Raw genomic sequence first — 24,526 nt, forward strand, 5'->3', positions numbered from 1 at the left:
TATGATGAAGGTGTAAATGATTGATACTTTGGGGGGGATACGAGATGAAAAGGAAATTAAAGTTGGCGACATTGTCGCTTGTCACAGTTATGTTAACAGGAGTAATTGCTGGATGTTCATCTTCGAAAACGGATGGAAATAGTGGTGCAACAGCAACTCCGGCTTCTAGTACAAGTAATGCAACCAAGGACCCTTATGAAATCGCAATTGCGATGCCGGCTTTTGGAGCAGTACCTAAGGATACGCAAGCCGTGCAAGATGAAATAAGCAAAATCACAAAGGCCAAAATTAACGCAACAGTCAAAATCATACCTATTAGTATCGGGGCCTGGGCTCAACAAAAGAATTTAATGACATCTGGCCGTGAAAAACTGGATTTGTCCTTTGAATTTGGTGCAGGGTACAGCTCGAGTGTGGCGACTGGAACTTTAGTCGCGATTGACAATCTGTTGGATAAGTATGGCGACGGTATTAAAAAACAGATCGATCCTGCCTATCTGTCTAGCGTGAAAATTGAAGGGAAGACCTATGGTGTGCCTGTCTATAAGGATTACACGACAGGGGTTCCTGGGGTATTAATGCGGAAGGATTTGGTTGATAAGTACAAAATTAATATAGCATCCATCAAGACGATTGATGATTTGGATCAAGTGTATAAGACGATTAAAGAAAATGAGCCCAATATCGCTCCACTTGGAGCCGGGTTATCCATGCCGTCGGATGTTTATGTTTGGTATGATAAGCTGGGAGATCGCTTAGGTGTTTTACCTGAGTATGATAATGGTTTGAAAGTTGTGAATTTGTTCGAGACCAAAGAGTATGAGAACTATTTGAATAAAGTTCATAGTTGGGCTAAGGCGGGCTATATCAACAAGGATGCTGCTACAACGCAAGCTAACGCCTCAGATTTGTTGAAAGCAGATAAGGCATTTTCTTATTTCATCGGTCTTAGACCAGGTAACTTAGAATCGGAAATCCGAGCGAATGGCAAAGAGCTCGTTTATGCGCCACTGATGTCTAATATTTATTCGACTACGACCAATACGCAAGGTGGTTTGTGGACGATATCTGTTAATTCTACTAATCCTGAACGCGTCATGATGCTTATGAATCTGATGTACACGGATAAGGATCTTGCTAATTTATTTATCTATGGCATTGAAGGAAAACACTATGTGAAGGCGTCGGAGAATTCAATCGATTACCCTGCAGGTATTGATTCTAAGACAGTTGGATATTCAATTCAAAGTTGGATTTACGCTAATCCATCCATTGCATATCTAATGAAGTCAGACTTACAGGACATGTGGAAATTGACTGCAGAAGCAAATCAAAAAGCTATCAAGTCTAAAGCACTTGGATTTACATTCAACTCGGAACCAGTTAAAAATGAGGTTATTGCTCTTAAAAATGTAACAGATCAGTATGCAAAAGGTTTAGAGTCCGGAACGCTCGATCCGGCCGATAAATTGCCTGACTTCAGAGCTAAACTGAAAGCCGCGGGTATTGATAAAGTTATTGCAGAGAAACAAAAGCAGCTTGATGCTTGGGCGGCTGCAAACAAAAAATAAGAACGTTATAACCAGGCCTCCATTATAGGGGGTCTGGTTTTTTATTTGCCACTTTAGGCTAAAAAGGAAGTCGGTAAAACGTTATGGATATGTCGTGAGAGTGTTAGTGAGTTACTTTGATTGACATTAAGATGTTAATAGAGCTCTTTGTTTTTGCAGGTGATTACAATTGGATAGGTAAAGAAAGGGCGATCAAAATGGCGGAATCAACGATTCAATATTCAAACCCAGTAATCCCCGGCTTTCATCCTGACCCAAGTGTTTGTCGGGTAGGGTCAGATTTTTATCTGGTTACAAGTTCATTTGAATACTTTCCTGGCGTTCCTATCTTCCATAGCCGAGATCTCGTTCATTGGAAGCAAATTGGACACTGCCTTACCCGTCAAAGCCAGTTGGATCTGGAAGGCTGCAGAAGCTCAATGGGCATCTATGCGCCAACCATTCGCTTCCATAACGGCCGTTTCTATATGATTACAACGAATGTTAAAATGTTTCGCAATTTCTATGTTTGGGCGGAAAATCCAGAAGGACCATGGTCTGACCCGATATGGCCAGACTGGCCAAGCGTGGATCCGTCCCTATTTTTTGATGAAGATGGGCGCGTTTACATTACAGGAACCGGTGGGTTCTTCGGTGACGAGCCGAAGGGGATTTATCAAGCGGAAATCGATCTAGAGTCCGGAAAGCTGTTATCTGAACGACGTCTCATCTGGCAAGGCACGGGTGGTAAATCGGCCGAAGGTCCGCATCTGTATCGGGTTAACGGGAAGTATTTCTTGATGATTGCTGAGGGAGGAACCGAGTACGGTCACATGGCTACGATCGCTAGGAGCGATTCGCCATACGGGCCATTTGAGAGCAACCCAGACAATCCTATCTTGACCCACCGGAGTACGGGGAGTTCCATCCAAGCAACGGGGCATGCGGATCTTGTTCAATTGGAGGATGGAAGCTGGTGGGCCGTTTTCCTAGGAATTCGTCCCGTATCCGTTCCGTTTAGCGGGCGGCACCATCATTTGGGACGAGAGACCTTCCTAGCTCCAGTTACCTGGACTGAGGATGGATGGCCGGTGATTGGGGATGGCGGCAAGATTGCCGAGAAAATGGATGCTAGCACGCTTCCGCTTGCAGTCGATGAGTCGGCTGTATCTGAGACTGATGACTTTAATTCTAATCGGCTGCAGCTGGAGTGGAATTTCTTAAGAAATCCGCAGGATGAGGACTGGTCTCTGGAAGAAAGACCGGGTTATTTGACACTTCACGGCTCAGCATTGACCTTAAATGATATCGGTTCTCCGGCGTTTGTCGGACGGAGACAGCAGCATTTTCGATGCAGCGTTTCTACGCTAATGTCATTTGATCCTTTACACGAAGGCGAAGAAGCTGGGCTTACGGTTTATATGAATGAGCGGTTCCATTATGAAATAGCACTTACCTGTGGGGTTGAAGGACGTCGCCAAGTAATCTTTCGCAGGCGAATCGGGTCACTATGGAAAATGGAGCTGGTAGAAGATTTTGAAGGCTCTGACATTATCCTCGGTTTGGATGCAGAACCATTCCAATACTCTTTTTTCTACTCATTACCGAATGGAGAACGTAAGGCTTTCGGTTCAGGGGAGTGCTCGCTTGTCTCCACCGAGGTAGCTGGCGGCTTTACAGGTGTGTTTTTCGGATTGTATGCGACGGGGAATGGTAAATCAGCCAAAACTCCTGCCTCGTTCGATTGGTTTCAATATATTAAATCGTGATTTTGGAGGTTACCAAAATGTTGAAAGTAGTATCATTGCGAACGGAATATTTGGAAAATCCCTTGGGATTGGATACGAAAAAACCACGTCTAGGTTGGAAGCTCCGTTGTGATGGCAGAAACGTCATACAAATCGCATATCAAGTTCAAGCTTCGGCGACCGAGAGCTTCACTAGTCTGATTTGGGACAGCGGCAAGGTTGAGACGGATCAGTCACAGGTTATTGTGTATGGGGGTTCGGAATTAAAGTCGATCGAACGTATCTATTGGCGAGTCAAAGTTTGGAGTAATCATGCAGAGGAGTCGCCGTTCAGCGAGACGGCGTTCTTCGAAACCGGGCTATTGCACACTTCGGACTGGAAGGCCCAATGGATTGAACCTGAGAAGGAAGTAGATATTGACGCCTATAAATCGGCTTCGTATATTCGGAAGGAATTTACCGTAAAGAAGGGGCTCGTCTCGGCCAGAGTTTGCCTAACATCGAAGGGTTTGTACAGTTTTTATTTGAATGGTGTTGAGGGTACAGATCATCTATTTACACCAGGGTTCACTTCGTACTACAAGCGCTTGCAGGTGCAAGTATACGATGTGAAGCATCTTCTGCACGAAGGCTCCAATGCACTCGGCGTTATTCTCGGGGATGGCTGGTGGAGAGGGACTACCGGCGGCGCAAGTCTGAAGAACAATTTCGGGTATAAAGTTGCCCTATTGGGACAACTGATGTTGGACTACGAAGATGGAAGCCGCGAGATCATCGGTAGTGACGGCTCTTTTAAGACTTCCCATGGTCCTTTGTTGAAATCGGATATGAAAGCGGGAGATCTTTATGATGCCAGAATTAATATAGAGGGTTGGAATCAACCATCCTATGACGATTCTTCTTGGGAAGAAGTGACGGTCACGGAGGATGGTTACGACAACTTGATCGGTTCTCGAAGCGTACCGGTAAAACAGAAGGAAAGATTTACACCCAAAGTAATGCGGACACCGAATGGAGAGACGATTCTCGATTTTGGTCAAAATATTGCAGGTTGGGTAGAAATGCAGGCTCAAGGCGATGCAGGAACTGAGATTGTTCTAGTCCATGGGGAAGCCTTAGATAAGCATGGAAATTTCACCTTACAAAATCTCTCAGATCATGGAACTTTGGAGGATTTCCAAGAGGTTCGTTACATTACGTCTGGACATGGTCTAGAGAGCTATCGTCCACGTTTTTCGATCTTTGGATTCCGTTATGTTCTCGTTAAGAATTATCCGGGAGAAATAACACCTGAGAGTTTTACAGCAGTGGCAGTGTATTCCGATTTAGACGAAACGGGAGATTTCACTTGTTCGAATCCGCTCATTACGAAGTTAGTATCTAACTCTAAATGGAGCCAGAAGGGCAACTTTATGGAGGTGCCTACCGATTGCCCAACCCGGGAAAGAGCGGGATGGACAGGGGATGCCCAAGTATTCAGTAGAACGGCTTCTGATTTCATGAACGTGTATCCATTCTTTGAAAAGTGGATGGCCGACGTTGCAGCTGAACAATTTGCTGACGGTTCGGTCGGCAGCACAGTGCCAACTGTTATCGGGCATCACAGCGTGGAGGAATGGGAACGATTCATGGAACAAAATAAAAACCCAATGGTGGCCATGCGCAGGCCCAAACCGGGTACAGCCAGTATTCTTGACGGTTCTGCAGGTTGGGGCGATGCGGCTGTTATCATTCCCTGGACGATGTACCTTTGTTATGGAGACAAGGCTATTGTAGAAAAGCAGTTTGATTCAGCAAAGGCATGGGTCGATTACATGGCTACTAGCGCGAAAAATGCGAATGAGCTATATCAAAATACGCCTGCTTATCAAAATTATACAGATGGAGAACGTGATGCGGATTACATCTGGGATACAAAGTTCCATTGGGGAGAGTGGCTTGAAACGGATACGGAGTTCAGTGATCTCATGGCCGTTTTGAGCAAAACCAAAGGAAACCATCCGGATGTATCAACTGCCTATTATGCCTATTCCACTCGCTTGTTGACTGAAATGGCATCTGTGCTGGGGAAGGCAGAGGAAGAAGCCAAGTACCAAGCACTTTATGAGAAAATTAGACGCGTATATAATCAGTATTTTATTAAAGATGATGGTTCTATATTGGTTGGCAGGCAGGCTCCGAATGTTCGTACGCTAGCATTTGATTTGGCGTATGAAGATAAAAAACAAATCGTTGCCGACAGACTGGCGCAGTTGGTTGTTGAACAGGATTATCACTTGAACACTGGTTTCCTGTCGACGCCTTTCATCCTTCAGGTGCTGGCGGATTACGGACATGCCGATATCGCATTCCGATTGTTAGAGCAGGATACGTGCCCTTCGTGGTTGTATGCCGTCAGTAACGGTGCGACAACGATATGGGAGAGTTGGAAAGGAATTAAGCCTGATGGAGAACTATCAGGATCATTGAATCATTATTCATACGGGGCCGTATGTGATTTTCTCTTTTCGGGCATAGCCGGAATACGTCCTGTTTGGGAGAAACCAGGCTACAAGCATTTCATATTGAAGCCAATGGTTGGGGGAACGCTGACACAAGCATCCGCGACGTATGAGTCTCTCTATGGAACCATTGCATCTAGTTGGGAAAAAACGATTGAGGCTGTTAATTATCGTTTTGAGGTACCCGTGAATACAACAGCGAAGATTATGCTTTCAGGTCATCAAGAAGATCTTGAGCAAGTATCCATCGAATTCCCAGATGCCCGATATGAAGATGGCCGAATTGTATGTACGGTAGGGAGCGGCGAATATCAGTTTACAATTTTGACAGGGAGAGTGGCTGAACAATGAGAAAAAGTATAGAGATCAACGAGACTTGGAGATTTATTCGTGGGGACGAAGAACAAGCTGCAAGCGAATTGTACAAGGATGATCATTGGCATACTGTGAATATTCCCCATACATGGAACGCGATTGATGGAGCAAATGGCTACGAGTATTATCAAGGCGCTTGTTGGTACAGAAAGGCTTTTGCGGTTGAGCCATCTTACGAGGGAAGTCAGTTATTTATTGAATTCAATGGTTCGAACAGTATTACAGATGTCTACGTAAATGGTCAGCATTTGGGGCAGCACAAAGGCGGGTACTCCACGTTCAGGTTTAACATTACAGACGTGGTTAAACATGGAACTGTAAATGTAATTGCCGTAAAAGTTGACAATAGAGTCGTGGATGACGTTTATCCTCAGAAAGCAGACTTTACCTTCTACGGGGGGATTTACCGTAATGTCAAAGTGGTGGTCACGAATCCTGTTCATTTCGATTTGATGGATCATGGTTCACAGGGTGTTTATGTTGTTCAGGATGAGGTATCCAAGGAAAGAGCTCAACTAAGCATTAGAGCAAATCTTGTAAATGACAGTAAGGAAGAGAAAAAAGTTAGACTGTGGGCAGATATTTTCGATGCTGATCATCATCGTGTAACTTATGCCTCTAAGGAAGTTATACTGGCTGCAGGAGAAACCAGAACAGAAGAGATGCCTTGTGTCATTGACCATCCAACACTATGGCAAGGTAGAACAAATCCCTATATGTACAGTGCCAATCTTTCGATGACTAGCTTTAATGACACGATCGATGAAGTATCGATTCCTTTTGGCGTCAGATACTTTCATGTTGATCCTGAAAAGGGCTTCTTCTTAAACGGCGAGCATCTGCCTTTGCATGGTGTATCTAGACACCAAGACAGGAAGGATATGGGCTGGGCTATTACGGAACAAGAACAAGTCGAAGATATGGCTTACATTCGGGAAATCGGAGCCTCTTCCATTCGATTAGCTCATTACCAGCACAGCCAATATTTTTATGATTTATGCGATAAAGAAGGTATGGTGGTGTGGGCTGAGATTCCCTTCATTTCCGTTATGTCACAGAACGAATTGGAAGGGATCAATGCGAAGCAGCAGATGGTAGAGCTAATCAGGCAGAACTATAATCATCCTTCCATCGTATTCTGGGGGATACAGAACGAAATTCAAATCGGTGGTGAACGACCAGAGGTCAGAAGACTTGTTAAAGAGTTACATGACTTAACGAAAAAAGAAGACCCCACCCGCCTTACGACAATGGCTAATGTTTTATTTGTCAGTGAGGAAGATGAATATAATCGTATGACGGATGTGATCGGATACAATAAATATTATGGTTGGTATCACGGTAAAGCGGAAGATTTTGCACCTTGGCTTGATAAGTTTCACCGCATTAACCCCGATGTGCCGCTTTGTATTTCTGAATACGGGGCAGAAGGTATTGTCCAATACCATAGTGCTGATCCCAAGGTAAAAGACTATACGGAAGAATATCATGCTCTGTTCCATGAAACGGTTTGGAAGACCTTCGAGAAGAGACCTTTCCTTTGGGCAACGTATGTATGGAACATGTTTGATTTTGGAGCGAATATCAGAGATGAAGGTGGGGTCCAGGGGAGAAATAACAAGGGGCTTGTCTCCTATGACAGAAAGATCAAGAAGGATGCCTTTTATATGTATAAAGCGCATTGGTCTGAGGAAAAATTTGTTCATATCACGAGTAAGCGCCATGTTGATCGAGCAGAAAGCAGTATTTCCGTTAAGGTGTATTCAAACTTAGATAACGTAATGCTATACGTAAATGGAAGTGAATTTCAACATAAAACCAGTGCGGATAAGGTTTTCATTTTCGAACATGTATCCCTAGTTGAAGGCATGAATGACATACGTGCAGTGGCCATCGAAGATAACGCGCAGTACGTTGATATCGCCAAATTTAACAAGGTGGAAGAATCGAATCCAAGTTATGAAGCTCCCGTAGAGGAAAAAGGCGGAGAAGTTACGAACTGGTTCCAAATGCCTGATTTGGATGGAGAGATCGAGGAATTACAGTTCACGGACGATGTTTATTCTACGCGTTGCACGTTTAAAGAGCTTTTCGAGAATAAAGATGCGGCTGTGGTCTTAAATAAATATTTAGGAGAAAGTTTTAGGGAGAGACCAACATATAGTATGACGCAAGGATTTAAGATTGATACCTTGGCTGAAATGGCGCCCGAGCACTTCACTGACAAGCTATTATATGCACTAAATAGAGAACTTACAAAGATTAAAATGAACAAGTAATATCTCACGAAAAAAAGCCGTTGATTCCGGCTTTTTTTCGCATTTTCACCTAAAGCAAGTACAATGTTGGGCTTGAGTCCTCACAATGATATACTATTTAAATAGTTGCAAATTGAAAGGGGCAAGAAAGATGGCAGTACAATCAAGAATAATGCGGATGATCGTATTGTTAACCGTAGGCGCATTGCTTGCCCTAACAGTAACAGGATGTTCAAGTGTTGGTTCAGGTGGAAATGACACCGCAACTGGAAGTGCTTCAGGGAGTGAACAGAAAAAGGAAGCTAAGGCAGTGAACATTCTCATGTTCAGCGATTATGGGAGAATGCCTGGGCCAAACGATAAGCAGATGAAATACGTTACAGAGCAAACAGGTATTGCAGTTAACACATCAACGCTTCCTTGGAATGGCGGCACGGACTTTACAAAGGGTTTAAATGTGAAGATTGCAGCTAACGAACTACCAGATCTGTTCTTACCTCACGGGGTTGAAGATACGCTACTCAAGCAAGGTGCTTTACTTGCCCTGGATGATTTGCTGCCACAGTATGCACCTACCTTATGGAAGGCAATTCCTCAAGATGTGTGGGAAAGTGTCCGAGCCAACTCTCCGGATGGAAAAATTTATTTTATTCCGAGAGTTAATTTGTATCCAAGATATAGTTCATTAATTCGCAAAGATTGGTTAGACAAGGTAAATATGAAGATACCGACAACAAAGGATGAATATGTTGCTGTCCTTAAGGCATTTCGTGATCAAGATCCCAACGGTAACGGTATAAAGGACGAGATTCCTACCAGCGGACGAGAAGCGGGGCGATGGATGGATGACATATTCTTGATGTACGGTGTCGCTATGGTAGAAGGGTACCCGGTTTGGGATCTGTATAACAATGAACTTACGTACTCGGCTGTCACTCCCAATATGAAAGCAGCTCTTACATTTGCAAGAGAACTTTATAAAGACAAATTGCTGGATAATGAAACATTTTTGAATAAAGAATTGACATGGAAAGCTAAGATTCAGCAGGATAAAGTTGGTGTTTGGTATCATGTTCCGTATGGAATTAAGCAAAACTTTTTTGAGAATTTGCCTAAAATAAATCCGAATGCCTATATTGTCGGAATGCCGGTCCCGAAGGTAGAAGGGTTTGATGGTTTTACTCCGAGACCGCTTATCAATAATATGGAGTGGGCCATTCCCAAATCATCCAAGAACGCAATAGAAGCTTTGAAGCTCCTTGAATTTTATGCGAAGCCCGAGAATCGTAATTTTGCGTCTTTTGGAATTGAAGGCGAACATTATGAAATGAAGGATGGCATAAAAAAGCGGCTGCCTATCAGTTCGGATCAAACTTATCTGATCGATTTATTTCCAGTTATAACAACGGAGCAGATGGCACTGACCCTTCAGGATCCGTATGAACCGAAGGTTGCCCAGATGATGATAGATGCCATGATGGTAGGTGGAAGAGACGGTAAACGGATTGCCGGCGATGGAATACCTGTATCGATCTATGATGGCTTCTCAGACATTAAATCGAACAAGCTGTATCAAGAATACATGTCCAAAATTATTATTGGTGATTGGCCGATTGAAAAATTTGATGAATTCATTCAAAGATGGAAAAGCAGTGGCGGAGACGACGTCACAAATCGGGCGCGCGAGTGGTATGCAAAGAAGAAATAATGAGGGAAAACGGCAGGGGAAAGCATGAATGTATACAAGTACAAAGTCAAACTGATTTTTTCGAATATTAAAACAAGATTAATTCTCATACTGACACTGGTCATTTGCCTAGCTATTGCTTTGGTTGGTACTGTCATGTACAGCCTCGCCAGACATTCACTATTAGAGGAGATTAAAGTTCCGCACCAGCAGATGTTGACTTTCGTCAGGGACGACGTTGACAGGAAGATGAACGATATTATGACAACATCAATTTATGCAGTTCTTGACCCGCTGACGATCGATTTCTTGCGTTATGACAATCATAAAAGTATGGATACCATACTTGGAGTTGTGTCCATGTTGGATACATTAACTCAAAATAGTTCGATCATTGACAGTATCTATCTATATGATGAAAAAAATCGCCATGTTGTTGGCAGTTCTCCTTTCGGGTTTAATTCCAGTATTGAAACTTTTGGTGACAAGGGCTGGTTGTCTCAATTGCCTTTAGCTGAACAGGACGCAAACAATGTGACTTTCGCTAAAAGGATGAAAGACCAAGACGAAATGATAAGTTTCATTAAACGGATATACGAAGATAACAAAATATCCGGATACCTTATCATAAACTTGAAGTCCTCCAAACTATTTTCCCAGATCATTCCGGAAGGTTCTACTAGCAATGAAGCAGTTCGAATCATTCAAGACTCAAAAGGAGAAACGTTATTCTCAATTGGTGAAAATAAGAAAGAGCAGGTGAACCCCAACAAGTACTTTATTACTCGCCTGACTTCAACTTCAACGCAATGGAATTACGTATATGCAGTTCCTCAAAAACAAGTTTTCGGCAAATTGTATTGGATTCGGACCATGACTTTCGTAGTGTCCGCGGTTACTATGTTAATCGGAATGCTGGTTATCTTCCAAGTTAACCGAATTACGTTCAGACCTATTGAACGATTGATTAAAACGGTTCGGAGCCATCGGAATGAGGCGTTAGAAGTTGACTTCACTCAATTGGAGTCCTATGTTGGCAGACTTCTCACGCAACTAACTTTTTTGCATGGCAGCAACAAAGAACTAAAAGCCAAATTTATTCAAGATATGGTTTACGGAAGACTACGTCGTAAGGAATTTGATCGGAAATGGAGGCTGCTTTACTCAGAATGGCGTCCTGACTTACCTGTTTATGCGGTTATTGTTTCGGTGGATGCCTATTACAATTGGTTGAATGGGTACAAGCAAGATGATCAGTTATTACTTAAGTTTGCAGTAGGTAATATTTTCGAGGAAATTCTGGGAGAGAGTTTTAGGGTGCAGTTTGAGGATTTAACCCAGGATCGCAGTGCCCTCATTGTACAACCCTTGTCTTCTGATATGGATTTGCAAATGCTCTATGATAAACTTTCAAATGGGATTGAAATCGCAGAAAAACTATTGAAAATTTCATTATCAGTAGGTGTTGCCGAATCGCTATATCCGATCAGCGGTGATCTTAGCAGTCGCTACAAGCAAGCTGAAGTGTTGCTGCTGGACCGCTTGTATATGGGGTATAAAAAACTTCATGTGCCGGATCAAGCATTACCCTATTCAGAAGCGCAAGGCCCTGGCTCTAAAAATGAAACCATTCATGAAATTGTTCAAGGGATTAAAGAAGGAAAGACGGAATATACAAACGGCATCCTAGAGAAAATACGGATGGAGTGGGAAACGTCAAATGCAAAACCTCTGCACGTATACCGCTGGTATTCCAATGTAATTAAGGAAATGATATCGAAATTCAGAGACCCAGAAGATGAACAATTCCAGGAAATCATGGATTCGTTGGATTCTCTTCAAACGTTGACGTTTTCAGATTTGCATCAAATGACATTAGATGAAGCTACCTACCTAGCAGAAGAAGTGAAGAAAAGAAAACCAACAAAGCATGAGAATTATTTTAGGAAGATGGTCGAGTACATCCAAGAGCATTATCCAGATAATATTGGCGTATCGCATGTAGCCGAGGCTGGAAGCATTAGTCAGTCTCAGGCAAATGTCCTTTTTAAACAAGAAACCGGAACTTCGATTTACGATTATATTACACAAGTACGAATTGAGAAAGCGGAAGAATTACTTAAAAATACGAATTTGAAGGTAATTGAGATTTCTGAGAAAGTTGGTTACGCTAGCGAAAATAGTTTTATTCGCAACTTTAAAAAAATTAAAGGGATTACACCAGGTAAATTTAAAGAGTGAAAAATAGAAGCGGAGAAGCTGAAAAGGCTCTCCGCTTCTATTTTTTATCTTCATATTCAACAAATCATATCTATATCCACCATTTATCCGGTAATTTGTTGGATTCAGTGGTGGATTGTACAACTTCGATGTTGAGTCCAGATACAGATGACCGTATTGTTGAGTCAAACAGAAGTGGGGGAGTCAGGTAGAGCTGAAGCCAAACACATTATCTATCAACTAAGAATCAGATACAGGAGGTAATAAGTTGAAAGTAGTTGCATCTCATCGAATGAAGGTGTTTTGGCCGCTCTATATCATGGCCATACCAGGCGTCATTTTTCTAATCATATTTAAGTTCATCCCGCTTGCGGGGTCCGTAATCGCTTTTCAAAACTATTCTGTATTCAAAGGATTCTTGGACAGCCCTTGGGTTGGATTCAAAAACTTCGAAACCTTGTTCCAGTATCCGGATTTTATAAGGGTGTTCAGCAATACACTAGTGCTTGGATTTCTGCGCATTGTAATCGTGTTCCCAATTCCTGTCCTGCTGGCGCTCATGATCAATGAAATCCGGAAATCGGCATTGAAGAAAGGGATTCAAACGGCTCTGTATGTGCCGCATTTCCTTTCATGGGTCATCGTATCAGGCATTGTGTTTGATATGTTTTCAGTAAGCGGACTGTTTAACATCGTGATTGGGTGGTTTCACCATGATCCTACCTTGGTTATGCAGGAAAGTTCCTATTTCCGTATCGTTTATGTGCTTTCTGCCATCTGGAAAGATGCGGGGTGGGGAACTGTTGTTTATATGGCAGCAATTAGCTCGATAGACCCACAGTTGTACGAATCAGCCATGATCGACGGAGCATCTAGGTTCAAGCAAATCCGGCATATAACATTTCCGCTGCTGTTACCTACGGTATTAGTCTTACTTTTACTAGAAATCGGTAATTTCTTGGATTTGGGCTTTGACCAAGTATTTAATCTACAGACGCCAATGACTTATAGTGTTTCGGATATCTTAGATACTTATGTTTTCCGAACAGGTATTCAACAAGGGCAGTATAGCTTTGCGACAGCCGTCGGATTATTTCAATCGTTAATTGGATTTATTCTAGTATTTACTTTCAATAAGTTGTCAAAGAAAGTTTCAGACGGGGGGTTATGGTAAGTATGCTTGAATCCAGAGGGGAAAAATTATTCGGTTCAGTCGTTACTATCATCCTTCTACTTGTATCTTTCATCGCAATTATTCCGCTACTATCCGTACTCTCGACATCATTTAGTTCTAAAAGGATGGTGGATATGAATCTGGTCACAATTTGGCCAAAGGAATTTACATTAGCCTCATGGGATTTTATGATGTATCGTCCCGATCTATGGAAATCGTTCTTCTTAACACTGGGCACAACGGTGATTGGAACGATTTTGGCGCTGCTCGTCACGGCCCTTCTTGCATATCCGTTGTCTAAATCGGAATTTCGTTGGGGCCCTGTCATTATGATCGGTGTCGTAATTGCGATGATCTTCAAGGCGCCTCTTGTTCCTTATTTTCTGACAGTAAAAGGCATCGGGCTTTACAATAACCCATTGGTGTTAATCATACCTCATATTTTAAATCCGTTTAATTTGATCATTATGCGTACATTTTTCAAGCAGTTTTCCAAAGAGCTGGAAGAAGCCGCCTTTATAGAGGGCTGCGGATATTTTCGAATGCTGTTCCAATTCGTACTTCCGCTTTCCAAGGCTGTGTTAGCTACTTTGGCTTTATTTTACGGTGTAGTGTTATGGAACCAATTCCAGCATCCGTTGATGTTCTTGCAAGACACGAATCTATTCCCATTGCAAATTAAGATTCGGCAGTTCATCACCGACGACAACATTTTGGTTACAGGAGCCGTCTCAACAGCTGGTTTAGCGTACAATGAGCGTACACTTCGGGCGACAACCGTTATTTTTGCTATGATCCCTGTTGTGGCTGTATATCCCTTCTTGCAAAAATACTTCGTTAAAGGAGCTATGCTTGGCTCTGTAAAAGGATAATCGCACATCGGTTTGTAGGCTCATTGAGTCTTAAACATAAACTATTTTATAAATTAGGGGGAACATGGAATGGTCATCAAAAAGATTGGGGTACTTGCGGCAGTCAGCGCCCTTGCTTTTACAGTAGTAACAGGCTGTAGCGACAAAACGAATTCTTCCGAAAGTGCAAGTTCTTCATCGGCAGCGCCGAACCAGGGGGCATCTCCCAAGGCGGAAGACATTGTTGATATTGAAGTCTGGGGAACTAACATCGGGTATAAACCAACTACCAAAGGCAGCAAATTGTATGAATTTTATAAAGAAAAATTAGGCGTAGGTGTAATCAGTCCATATGTGGAATGGAATGGAGGGACTGCCTATTTGAATACGTTGAATCTAAAGATTGCATCCGGAGAATTACCAGATTTATTTTTACCCCAACAGGGTTTAGAAAATACCTTAGCGAAAAACGGAGCTATAGCCGATCTGACCGATCTGTTGCCTAAATATGCGCCGAATTTATGGGAAGCTATTCCGAAGGATATGTGGGATATTGTGAAAGCCAACGACCCTACCGGTCAGGGCAGAATTTACTATATCCCTGGTATGGTAGACTACGGAAGGTATTCCGGCATGATCCGCAAAGATTGGTTAGACAAGTTAGGCTTACAGATGCCTAAGACGCAAGACGAATATGTAAAGGTTTTGGAAGCATTCAGGGATAAGGATCCTAATGGCAATGGCCAGAAGGATGAGCTTCCGGCTGGTGGCCGTCAGGAAGCGCGCTGGATGGATCAATTGTTTGCGATGTACGGTGTAGCTATGTTTGAAGGCTATCCGGATTGGGACCTTTATGACGGCAAGCTAACTTATTCCGCGGTATCACCGAATATGAAGTCTGCCTTGGAGTTTATCTCCAAGATGTACAAGGATGGATTAATCGATAAAGAATCCCTATTGAATGATAAAGCGAAGTGGGATGGTAAGGTTGCAGCTAACAAGGTAGGTAACTACTTCCACTGGGCAGAACAAACCAATCTGTATTTAGATAACTTGCAAAAGAACAGTGGTGTCAAGGGTGCTTTTGCTTCTCTTCCATTACCAGAGGTTCAAGGATATAAGGGCTTCTATACTTGGAAGCGGTTTACACCTCCGGCATGGGTTGTGAAGAACAACAAGGATCAAAAGAAGTTAATGGCCACATTAAAGCTACTGAACAACATGTATGACAAGAAAAACTGGAATGCCTTGTACTTGGGTGTTGAAGGTATGCATTATACGATGAAGGATGGCAAAGCCGTTAAACTTCCGGATGATAAAAGCACCCAAGAGAATCTTATCCTAGATCCTTATTCCAAAATTTCGACTCTTGATTTTACAAGTAATCTACTGAAAACTACGTCATCGGAAGATAGAATGTGGGAGATTGATCAAACCGTTCAAATCATGCAGGATGCCCAGAAGTATGCGAAAGTCATTGCTGGAGACGGAATGCCGGCAAGCGTCTATGAGGGTTTTCCAGATATCAATAATCGCACACTCTATATCGAATACGCCAGCAAGATCATAACAGGACAGTACCCGATCAGCAAGTTCGATGAGTTTGTAGATAAATGGAATAAATCGGGCGGCGAAGAGGTTACGAAGCGTGCAAGAGAATGGTATGCAAAAGTGAAAAAATAAATGTTGAACGCTAATATCCGCTCGGCTTCTCATCGAAGTCGAGCGGATATTTCAATCTAATCTCGGGAATCGAATGAACCAAACCTAAATAGGGGGCTACACGATAATGAGTAATCGTATTAAGGAAGTACTAGATGGTCAAGAACATAATTATATCCTTCCTTTTCTCTGGCAGCATGGCGAGGAAGAACAGGTAATACGTGAAGAGATGGCCCGTGTTCATGAAGCTGGAATCGGAGCCGTTTGCATCGAAGCTCGTCCTCATCCTGATTTTTTAGGACCAAAATGGTGGATGGATATGGACATAATTATGGATGAAGCTCGGAATCGTGGAATGAAGATATGGCTGCTGGATGACGATCATTTTCCAACTGGACATGCTGCAGGGAAAGTAAAGGAGGCTCCGGAGGAGCTTCATCGCAAGTTTTTGGGGGAACGATACATCGATACCATTGGTCCTGCACAAGGCACATCCCTGCTTCTAGATACTTTGTTATTGCGTGGGCTTAGGCCGACTATCTCTCATACGCAACGAGCAACTGGCAAAAATAAATTAATCTCCGTAGTCGCGGTCCGCCGACATCCTTCTAGTGGAGAATTACTCGATGATTGTATGGATATCACGGATCTTGTGCAAGACGGTATCCTCTATTGGGATATCCCTGCCGGGTATTGGCGAGTATTTATTTTGTCAGAAAATAAAGATGGCGGAAGCCTGCAGCAGGAAGATTATCTAAACCCACTAGATCGAGATTCCGCTCGTATTTTGCTCGATACGGTATATGAAGCTGTGTATGAACGATACGAGGCTGATTTCGGAAAGACATTTGCCGGATTCTTCTCTGATGAACCGGGATTTTACAATGATAAGACCACCTTTGACTTTAATTCAAAACCTGGAAAACAAGGAGTGCCGCTTCCTTGGAGCAGTGAAATGCCGATCTTACTTGAGCAGGCATTGGGTGAGAACTACCGTAAGCACCTCTATCTACTCTGGCATGATGGGGGAGAACAGTGCAATATTGTACGTTATACTTATATGAATATCGTTAGTAAGCTCTATGCGGACAACTTTTGCAGCCAAATCGGAGAGTGGTGCAGAGAACGCGGAGTAGAATACATTGGACATGTCCTCGAAGACAACAATGTGCATGCAAGGCTTGGCTCTGGGGCCGGACATTTCTTCCGCTCCATGTGGGGACAAGATATGTCTGGCCTCGATGTAGTGCTATGGCAAATTGTTCCCGGATTTGATGAATTGTCTTATAGCAAGCCTGGCGGGGATACGGATAGCGAATTTTTCCACTATGGCCTTGCTAAGCTTGGTGTATCGCTTGCACATATCGATCCGAAAAAACAAGGCAGAACCATGTGTGAGGTGTATGGCGCGTACGGCTGGGCAGAAGGTCTGAAACTAATGAAATGGCTCACAGATCATATGTTAGTTCGTGGTGTTAATTATTTTGTCCCGCATGCTTTTTCTCAAAAAGCTCCTGATCCGGACTGCCCGCCGCATATGTATGCAGGCGGGAAAAATCCGCAATACCGCTATTACAAACATTTAAATCATTACATGAATCGGATTAGTCACTTGATCTCAGGCGGAAGACATGTGGCCACTGCAGGCGTCGTATACCACGCTGAAGCCGAATGGTCTGGGGAAGCGATGTATTTCCAAAAGCCCGTGAAGCAATTGATGCAGCATCAGATCGACTGCGATGTGCTTACCATTGATATTCTTCTAGGTGACGCACGTGTGATAAACAACAAGCTGCATGTCAATAACGAGGATTTCCAATGCCTTATCTTCCCTTATGCAGAGGCAATTCCCGCAGCGATGATTAGGCGGTTAGTGGAGTTTGCCGAGCAAGGGCTAGCTGTTCGTTTTGTAGACGGACTACCGGAACGATCTAGTGAGGGTTCCGAGGTTTCTGCTGAACTAGCTTGCCTTGCCGATCACCGGAACGTGAAGGTTGTTGCTTTAGACGATCTGGCACAATTGCTTATTGCTGACGGACATTATGAGATTAGCGTCGACGAACACGAGCCGTATCTACGGAACTATCACTATAAGCATGACAAGTTGGATGTTTTTATGTTCTTTAACGAACATCCGCATCAAACGATCCGTAGGAAAATAACTTTGCCTATCCAAAGTGATGTATATGCTTACGATGCATTTCGTAATCAGTTGACTAGTTTACATGTAACTCGGGAGAATGGGGCGAATGTGGTGGAGGTCGTTCTTCATCCGTATGAGTCCATCGTACTGCTGCATGGTACTAACCTTGAAGGTTGTGAGGCATTGCCGTCTTATATTGCTGGGGTTGAACGTGAACTAAAAGGAGAATGGAGCGTATCCACTGCAGAGTCTGAGCACTATCCTCGTTTTAAGGAATGGGGGAAACTGGGGGCTTTAACGAATATGAGCGGACCTAGTTATTTACCTCGATTTACAGGTACCTTCCGTTATGAGACGGAATTTGAGTGGAACGAGCCTGCTGACCAAGTAATTTTAGACTTGGGAGAGGTCTATGAGACCGCTCAAGTGTGGATCAATGGTGAGGAAGTAGGAGTACGCATCTGTCCGCCTTACCGGGTTGCGATTAATAGCCTAATTAATAAGGGTAAAAACAAGCTAGTTATCGAGGTTACGAATACGTTGGTGAAAGAACAACCAGATTTCTTGTCGGCATTTGCGCAGCAAGAACCAAGTGGACTCCTTGGACCTGTAAGAGTGATCCAAGTAGAATAGAGATATAGGAGACTTCAGATTAATCTGGTGCAAGTTCTGATAGCCAAATAGAAACGGCGACAGTTTTAAATGTCTTCATCCATGACTGTCGCTGTTTCAATTTGCCATGTTATAAGAGAGTTTTGGTCATTATAATATCTATTTGTTCTTCATCACCCATATAGAAAGAATGGGCTCCTGTTTGTACAAAGTCCATTTTTTTATAAAAGGTAATAGCGCTCTCATTTTCTTCCCAAACCCCTAGCCAGATTTTCTGTTTTTTCAGTTCTACCGCTCTTTCTATGGCTATATTGACTAGATATTTGCCAAGCCCCTGTTTATGATGGTTTTTCCTTATATAAATCCTTTCGATTTCAAGCGAATCATTGCCCATTATTTCAGTTTGAGCATCATGGGTGTTTACCTTTAAGTACCCGGCAATTTCCTCATTAGCATAAATAAAATAGAATTCTGTAGAGAGATTTGATAATTCTTTTTCTAATTGTTGTAAGTTAAATGCTTTTTTCAAGTATGCATTCATATTTTCAGGTGAGTTTTGATCTTTGAATGTGTCAGTAAATGTTTCGACGCTAATTTCTTGAAGTAAATCTAGATCTTTCAATGTGCACTTCTTTATGTGTACAGTCATTTTTGTGCTCTCCTTTATAAATCAATAAATTCTCTTGTTTCCTTTTTTTACAAACTCCCAGTCTTTTTCTACGTTTCTTCTGACTCTTTGCAGCAGATTATAAATCGTTTCTACTTCATTTTCAGATAATCCAGAAAGTGCGATTGAATTGGAATAATCGTTTTCCTTCTTTATAAAAGGGTAAACGGTCTTCCCTTTATCTGTAGGAAATAGCTTTTTAATTTTGTGGTTATATGGATCATCATTCTTTTCAATAAATCCACTAATCTCCAGTTTCTGTATTGCGCGAGCAGCTGTTGTTCGGTCTACCTTTATCATTTCAGCTAACTTTTCTTGAATAATTCCCGGATTTTCACATATTCGCACGAGGTATAAGTACTGACCTTTTGTAAGGTCATAATTTTTAAATTCTATGTTACTTATAGAATCCAAAGCTCTAGCAATCATCCCAACCTCACGTAGAATTTCCTTCATAATGGCAACTCCGCTGATAGTTTATTTTCAAACATAGTAGAAATAGTACATCGTTTTTGTTGTATTTGCAATAAAAATTCGTTATTTACAGCCAATTTAAATGTATGGTATTCTATGAATCAAACTTCGCTCTATTACATAAAAGCGTTAAAGCAAAAGTTAAACGAGGAGGTAATCTAGATGACAGAACTAGATAAATTGAGAAATGATATTGACGAAATTGACCAAAAAATAATAGCTTTATTAGCTAAAAGATTTAAATATACAGAAGAAGTTGGAATATATAAAGCGAAGAATCAGCTAAAAGCACAGGATACTAACCGTGAAAATCAACAGTTTCAAAAAATTATTCAGCTCTCAGAACAGAATGGTTTAAATCCTGAATATGCATCAGAAATATATAGACGTATAATCGATATTGTAATTTCTCGGCATCAAGAGTTACTTACAAAATAATAATTATTACACCTAATGGGAAACGATGTTGAATGACTTAAGAATAAGAGGGCTGCCGACCGTAATTGTTCGGCAGCCTATTCAGCTTACCGGCAGGACTTGGATGACAGTCAGTATCTGGGGTTTTGGTAATAGCAAGTTGACAAAATATCCTTCCTGCCGTATTATTTAAACATTCGTTTTAAATGATTGTTTAATAAGAGGAGTGGTCAAAATGGGATCGTCAATAGCGGCTTTTTTGAAGCCTGCAACAACCAAGGTAGGGATTATTACAGCGATTACGTTTCAGTTGTTGTTTAGCATCATATGGATGACCGGGTATTCGGGAGTTTCGGATAATACGAAGAATTTGAAGATTGCGATCGTGAATGAAGATCAAGCCATGGGTGGCAAAATTGTTCAAAGCTTGCAAAGCAATCTCCCTTTTCAAACGGAGGTTATCGCGTCAAATGAAGAAGCTCAGAACAAGCTAAACATGCGTGAAGTGCAAATGGTTATGCACATTTCGCCTGATTTTTCAAAAAAACTCCAAACGCCAGGACAGACTGTACCGATCAACTATACGGTTAATGAGTCCAATCCGTCGATGACGAAGTCAGTCATGCAAGCTGTGGCGGGGAACATTACGGCAACTGTAAATAAAGAGGCGGTAGCGGCAGGGGCCTCGGCTGTCTTAACACAGATGAACCCACAGCTGCCGGTTGAGCAAGCGACTCAGATTGCACAAGGGTTAGCGAGTAAAGTGAGTTCAGATATCCAAAGCACCAATAAAGTAAAGGATATGCCGAACCAAATGCTGCCGATGATGCTCGTGCTAGCTTCTATTGTAGGTACGATGATTATGGGGATGAACTTCAGTGTTTCAACCAATCTCCTAGGTGCATCTCTGTCTAAAACGCAAAAAATGGCAGCGCGTATCGGAATAACGGTGATTGCTGCGATTGTAGTTGGACTTATCAGCGCCATTATGGTTGTTTCGTTGGGTGGGCATGTAGATAAAGGATTTGTTGCTCTTTGGGGCTTTGAATCGTTGTTCTTATTGACGTTTGCCTTGGTTGCTCAAATGTTTTTGACATTGTTTGGGAACGCAGGTATGCTATTTAACATTGCTATGTTATCTCTGCAGTTGGTCTCATCAGGTGCGATTGTACCGAGAGAGCTTCTGTCCAATTTCTATCACTCGATCAGTAATTTCTTCCCGGCAACATATGCAGTGAACGGGTTGATGAATATTTTGTTCGGTGGACCTGGTGTTGGCAGCGAAGTTGGCTATTTATTTGTGATTGCCGCGGTGGCGCTTGTCATTGATATGGTGGTTGTATCTGCGAAAAAAACCAAGGTAGCCCCATCGGTAGGTAGTGTTCCATCAAACGCTTAACTAAGAATTAGGAGGGCGCTAGACATGGTTCATCAAGAGTCAGATATGAAAATGAAGATTCTGTTGGCCGCGAAAAAGCTGTTTGCACAGCATGGATATGATGCAACTAGCGTACGTCAAATATGTGAGGAGGCTGGGGCCAATGTGGCTCTGGTTTCCTATTATTTTGGTGGAAAAGAGAGTGTTTTCCATGAAATATTTAAGCAGTTTTTTCCTGCAATTAAATTAACGGAATTTTATGAAGTAGAAGATCCCCTTGCTGGCATCCAACAGGTAATTAGAGAAGTTGTCAAAATTCGAAACGAAGATCCGCAGCTGATTAGCTTGATTCAAATGGAGATTATCACGATTACCCCACGTGTAGATAAAATGAGGGAGCTTGTTTTCCCGCTGTGGAAAAAGGTTCGTGATTTATTGGACAAGGGTAGACAAGAGGGGCTCTATGAGTTTGAAGGGCTGGATAGTACGCTCATGTTTGTGTTGGGAGCAATGTTTTTCTATAAGCAGCGAGAGTTCTTCGAACCGATGTTTACAGAGGAACGCCCTGATATGGAGACGCTGATTGGGCAAACCACGGCATTCATCATGCGCGCGCTCGGGTATCACAAATAGCAGAGCGCTTTCATTTGACAACCCCAAATTTATTGTAAATAGATGTTGAAATTTGGAAGTTTATGTGATACTTTTAGTATATTGTTTCGAACTGATTATCATATAGTTTGATTTGCGAAGAACGCAAATTTCGGAGATGAATTCTCCGGGGTTTGCGTTTTTTTGTTGTATTTGTAGGAGAAAGGAAGGAGGTGATCGATTGAATCGCAGGAGAAGCCTGCTAATTAATGTGGTTGCTGCATTGCTGGCTGGATTGCTCGTATACGGGGTCTATGTGTTGCAAGTGAATCAGGTCGAGCTGCAGCAGACAGTTCAGGTTGTGGTGCCGAAGGATTTTATTCGAGCAGGTCAGTTTATTCATGCCGATATGGTCGAGTTCAAGGCGATTCAGAAAGGCAGCTATACATCGAGTATGATGACGGAACTTACGGATGTTGTTGGACAGGAGTCCATGATTCCTTTAGGCACACAGGAACCCATTCTGAAGTGGAAGTTGAATCGCTATCATCTCCTTCCTAATGAACAACAGGCAACTTTTCAAATTCCCAAAGAGTATCTGCTTACGGTTTCGAATGGTATTCGAGCCGGAGATCGGGTTCGTATGTATGTGTCAGGGAGCGATGGCAGCTCACGCAGGTTATTTAATGAGAAGGAAATTACGGTGGCTTCTGTGAAGTCATCCGCCAATGTGGAGGTAGACAACCCGAAGAACTCCAATTTGCTGTCCAAGGCCCAGGGAGATGAGCAAAAGATGTATACCTCCAGACTGGAAGCCAATGGTGCCATAGATCAGATCAATTTGAATTTGACGGAAAACGAATGGCTTCAGATCGATCAATTATGCTCAGCGAAGAAGGCTAAGCTGGTCATTGCTTTTAGTTCCACGTCCATTCAAGTCCAGGAGTAGCATGTAATTTGGCAAGTAGAGAGGTGAAACCATGTGCAAATCGGGCTAGTGTCGACAGATCAGCGATTAATTGATGAGCTAACGAATGTGGTGTATGCCAAACCGTTCGGGTGGCGAATATTTACGGAGGCGAATGATTTACAGTGTAAATCATTGGAGCAATCTTACTCCCATGTCATTCTTTCGGATCGGGAGCTCTCGTACGGAGAGCTGGAGGAGTTCCTTGAAGGTATGCAAGGGCATGAGCCAACGACGAAAATCATTGTATTGCTTTCAAATTATCACGATGCCTCAATCAACGAGAAGTATGTGAAAATGTGCAAGCTGATGAAGTTGGATTATATCCTCCCAGGGCGCAGTACGGCTGTGATTGCGGATGAAATCCGCGCTTGGGTTGATGGGTCAAACGGGGGTCCATTGAATCAGGCGCTTTATGGCAAATTAATTACGTTCGTTGGCTCAACCCCGAATATTGGTACGACACTGGCTTCTTATGGAGTAGCTTCTATGTTAGCGATGGAGACTTCAAAGAAGGTGGGCTATCTCTGTTTGAATCTGAAAAGCTCAAAGCTGCATCGGTATTTGGGGCGAGAAGAGCACATTTTTACGCTAGATGGCTTGAGGGCGGAACTGAAGGCTCAAAGCTTGACGCCAGAAAGGTTGCTCCACGTTTGTGATAAGCCGAAAGAGGCACATGGCCTACATGTTCTTTATGGCAATATGCTGCGTGAACAGGCGGAATTCTTCACGCCATCAGAAATTATCCATTTGCTGCGTGTGGCGCGAGGCGCTTTTGACATCTGTATCATCGAAGTTAGCGCGTATTGGGATAATGCAGCGACCGTAAGCGGGCTGTTGGAAGCAGATAGCAAAATTGTCGTCACGACCGGGGATATTGCACATTTTCAGGAAGATTTCTCGAGGTGGATTAGGCAGGTTGGATCTGTATTTGGCTTGCAGCCAGATGCTTTCGAGCTTATGGCGGTACAAACGGACCGGCATGCGAAGCAAAGCGAATTCACGATCAAAGATATTCGGAAAGAAACGCAGCTTCATTTAATTGGACACGTCAGTCGACATGGGGATGCGCTTGCGCGTTGCAACCAAGGTAAGTTGATGGAACTGTTGAACCCAACGCATCCCATGCATCATGAGGTGAAAGCGGTAGCTCAGAAATTTGCTGATTTTTACAAGCTGCCCCAGAGGTCGAGTGTGCGGCAGGAAACATGGTTCCAAAAACTCATTGCTGGCAAACGTGCGGTAAGCTAA

General features: G+C 42.8%; 17 protein-coding genes. 15 read left to right on the forward strand and 2 right to left on the reverse strand.

The features are described from left to right. Positions 1-44 precede the first annotated feature (44 nt). The 10 genes from L6I86_RS18105 (at position 45) to L6I86_RS18150 (ending at position 18,802) form a co-directional block, all read left to right on the forward strand. Positions 45-1,571, forward strand: a complete 1,527-nt coding sequence (locus L6I86_RS18105; RefSeq protein ID WP_236289305.1) for an ABC transporter substrate-binding protein — start codon at positions 45-47, stop codon at positions 1,569-1,571. 197 nt (positions 1,572-1,768) lie between these two features. Next, complete coding sequence (locus L6I86_RS18110) at positions 1,769-3,319, forward strand: glycoside hydrolase family 43 protein (RefSeq protein ID WP_236289412.1); 1,551 nt, start codon at positions 1,769-1,771, stop codon at positions 3,317-3,319. 17 nt (positions 3,320-3,336) lie between these two features. Beyond that, positions 3,337-6,150 (forward strand): alpha-L-rhamnosidase, encoded by a 2,814-nt coding sequence (locus L6I86_RS18115; protein WP_236289307.1) that lies wholly within the window; start codon positions 3,337-3,339, stop codon positions 6,148-6,150. After that, complete coding sequence (locus tag L6I86_RS18120) at positions 6,147-8,453, forward strand: glycoside hydrolase family 2 protein (RefSeq protein WP_236289310.1); 2,307 nt, start codon at positions 6,147-6,149, stop codon at positions 8,451-8,453. The genes L6I86_RS18115 and L6I86_RS18120 overlap by 4 nt, the downstream gene beginning before the upstream one ends. Positions 8,454-8,583: 130 nt before the next feature. Continuing rightward, positions 8,584-10,140, forward strand: a complete 1,557-nt coding sequence (locus L6I86_RS18125) for an extracellular solute-binding protein (RefSeq protein WP_236289311.1) — start codon at positions 8,584-8,586, stop codon at positions 10,138-10,140. Between the two features lie 24 nt (positions 10,141-10,164). Then, a complete protein-coding gene (locus tag L6I86_RS18130; protein WP_236289313.1) occupies positions 10,165-12,360 on the forward strand; it encodes a helix-turn-helix transcriptional regulator in 2,196 nt (731 codons plus the stop codon). A gap of 247 nt (positions 12,361-12,607) precedes the next feature. Continuing rightward, positions 12,608-13,513, forward strand: coding sequence for an ABC transporter permease (locus L6I86_RS18135; protein WP_236289315.1), 906 nt, complete (start codon positions 12,608-12,610; stop codon positions 13,511-13,513). Positions 13,514-13,647: 134 nt separating this feature from the next. Next, complete coding sequence (locus tag L6I86_RS18140; protein ID WP_236289317.1) at positions 13,648-14,385, forward strand: carbohydrate ABC transporter permease; 738 nt, start codon at positions 13,648-13,650, stop codon at positions 14,383-14,385. 69 nt (positions 14,386-14,454) lie between these two features. Then, entirely contained in the window at positions 14,455-16,047 is a 1,593-nt protein-coding gene (locus L6I86_RS18145; protein WP_236289319.1) for a type 2 periplasmic-binding domain-containing protein, read from the forward strand. A gap of 106 nt (positions 16,048-16,153) precedes the next feature. After that, positions 16,154-18,802, forward strand: coding sequence for a glycosylhydrolase-like jelly roll fold domain-containing protein (locus L6I86_RS18150; RefSeq protein ID WP_236289321.1), 2,649 nt, complete (start codon positions 16,154-16,156; stop codon positions 18,800-18,802). A gap of 109 nt (positions 18,803-18,911) precedes the next feature. Here the strand turns inward: L6I86_RS18150 and paiA are convergent, their stop codons facing one another. Both paiA and L6I86_RS18160 read right to left on the reverse strand, forming a co-directional pair. Then, on the reverse strand, positions 18,912-19,430 hold the full coding sequence (paiA, locus tag L6I86_RS18155; RefSeq protein WP_236289323.1) for a spermidine/spermine N(1)-acetyltransferase: 519 nt from the start codon (positions 19,428-19,430) through the stop codon (positions 18,912-18,914). Positions 19,431-19,451: 21 nt separating this feature from the next. After that, positions 19,452-19,904 carry a MarR family winged helix-turn-helix transcriptional regulator gene (locus L6I86_RS18160; protein ID WP_236289325.1) on the reverse strand — a complete coding sequence of 151 codons (453 nt, stop codon included), beginning with the start codon at positions 19,902-19,904 and terminating at the stop codon, positions 19,452-19,454. 180 nt (positions 19,905-20,084) lie between these two features. Between L6I86_RS18160 and L6I86_RS18165 the strand changes: the two genes are divergently transcribed. From L6I86_RS18165 to L6I86_RS18185, 5 genes are all read left to right on the forward strand, one after another. Then, a complete protein-coding gene (locus tag L6I86_RS18165) occupies positions 20,085-20,360 on the forward strand; it encodes a chorismate mutase (RefSeq protein ID WP_236289327.1) in 276 nt (91 codons plus the stop codon). 214 nt (positions 20,361-20,574) lie between these two features. Then, the gene (locus L6I86_RS18170; protein WP_236289329.1) at positions 20,575-21,738 is read left to right on the forward strand and encodes a YhgE/Pip domain-containing protein; all 1,164 of its coding nucleotides are present in this window, start codon (positions 20,575-20,577) and stop codon (positions 21,736-21,738) included. 24 nt (positions 21,739-21,762) lie between these two features. Next, on the forward strand, positions 21,763-22,350 hold the full coding sequence (locus L6I86_RS18175; RefSeq protein ID WP_056613845.1) for a TetR family transcriptional regulator: 588 nt from the start codon (positions 21,763-21,765) through the stop codon (positions 22,348-22,350). Between the two features lie 199 nt (positions 22,351-22,549). After that, positions 22,550-23,257, forward strand: a complete 708-nt coding sequence (locus L6I86_RS18180) for a CpaB family protein (protein ID WP_236289330.1) — start codon at positions 22,550-22,552, stop codon at positions 23,255-23,257. Positions 23,258-23,290: 33 nt separating this feature from the next. Further along, a complete protein-coding gene (locus L6I86_RS18185) occupies positions 23,291-24,526 on the forward strand; it encodes a CpaE/TadZ family protein (RefSeq protein WP_236289332.1) in 1,236 nt (411 codons plus the stop codon).

The sequence above is a fragment of the Paenibacillus allorhizoplanae genome, assembly GCF_927798215.1.
Taxonomy (GTDB): domain Bacteria; phylum Bacillota; class Bacilli; order Paenibacillales; family NBRC-103111; genus Paenibacillus_E; species Paenibacillus_E allorhizoplanae.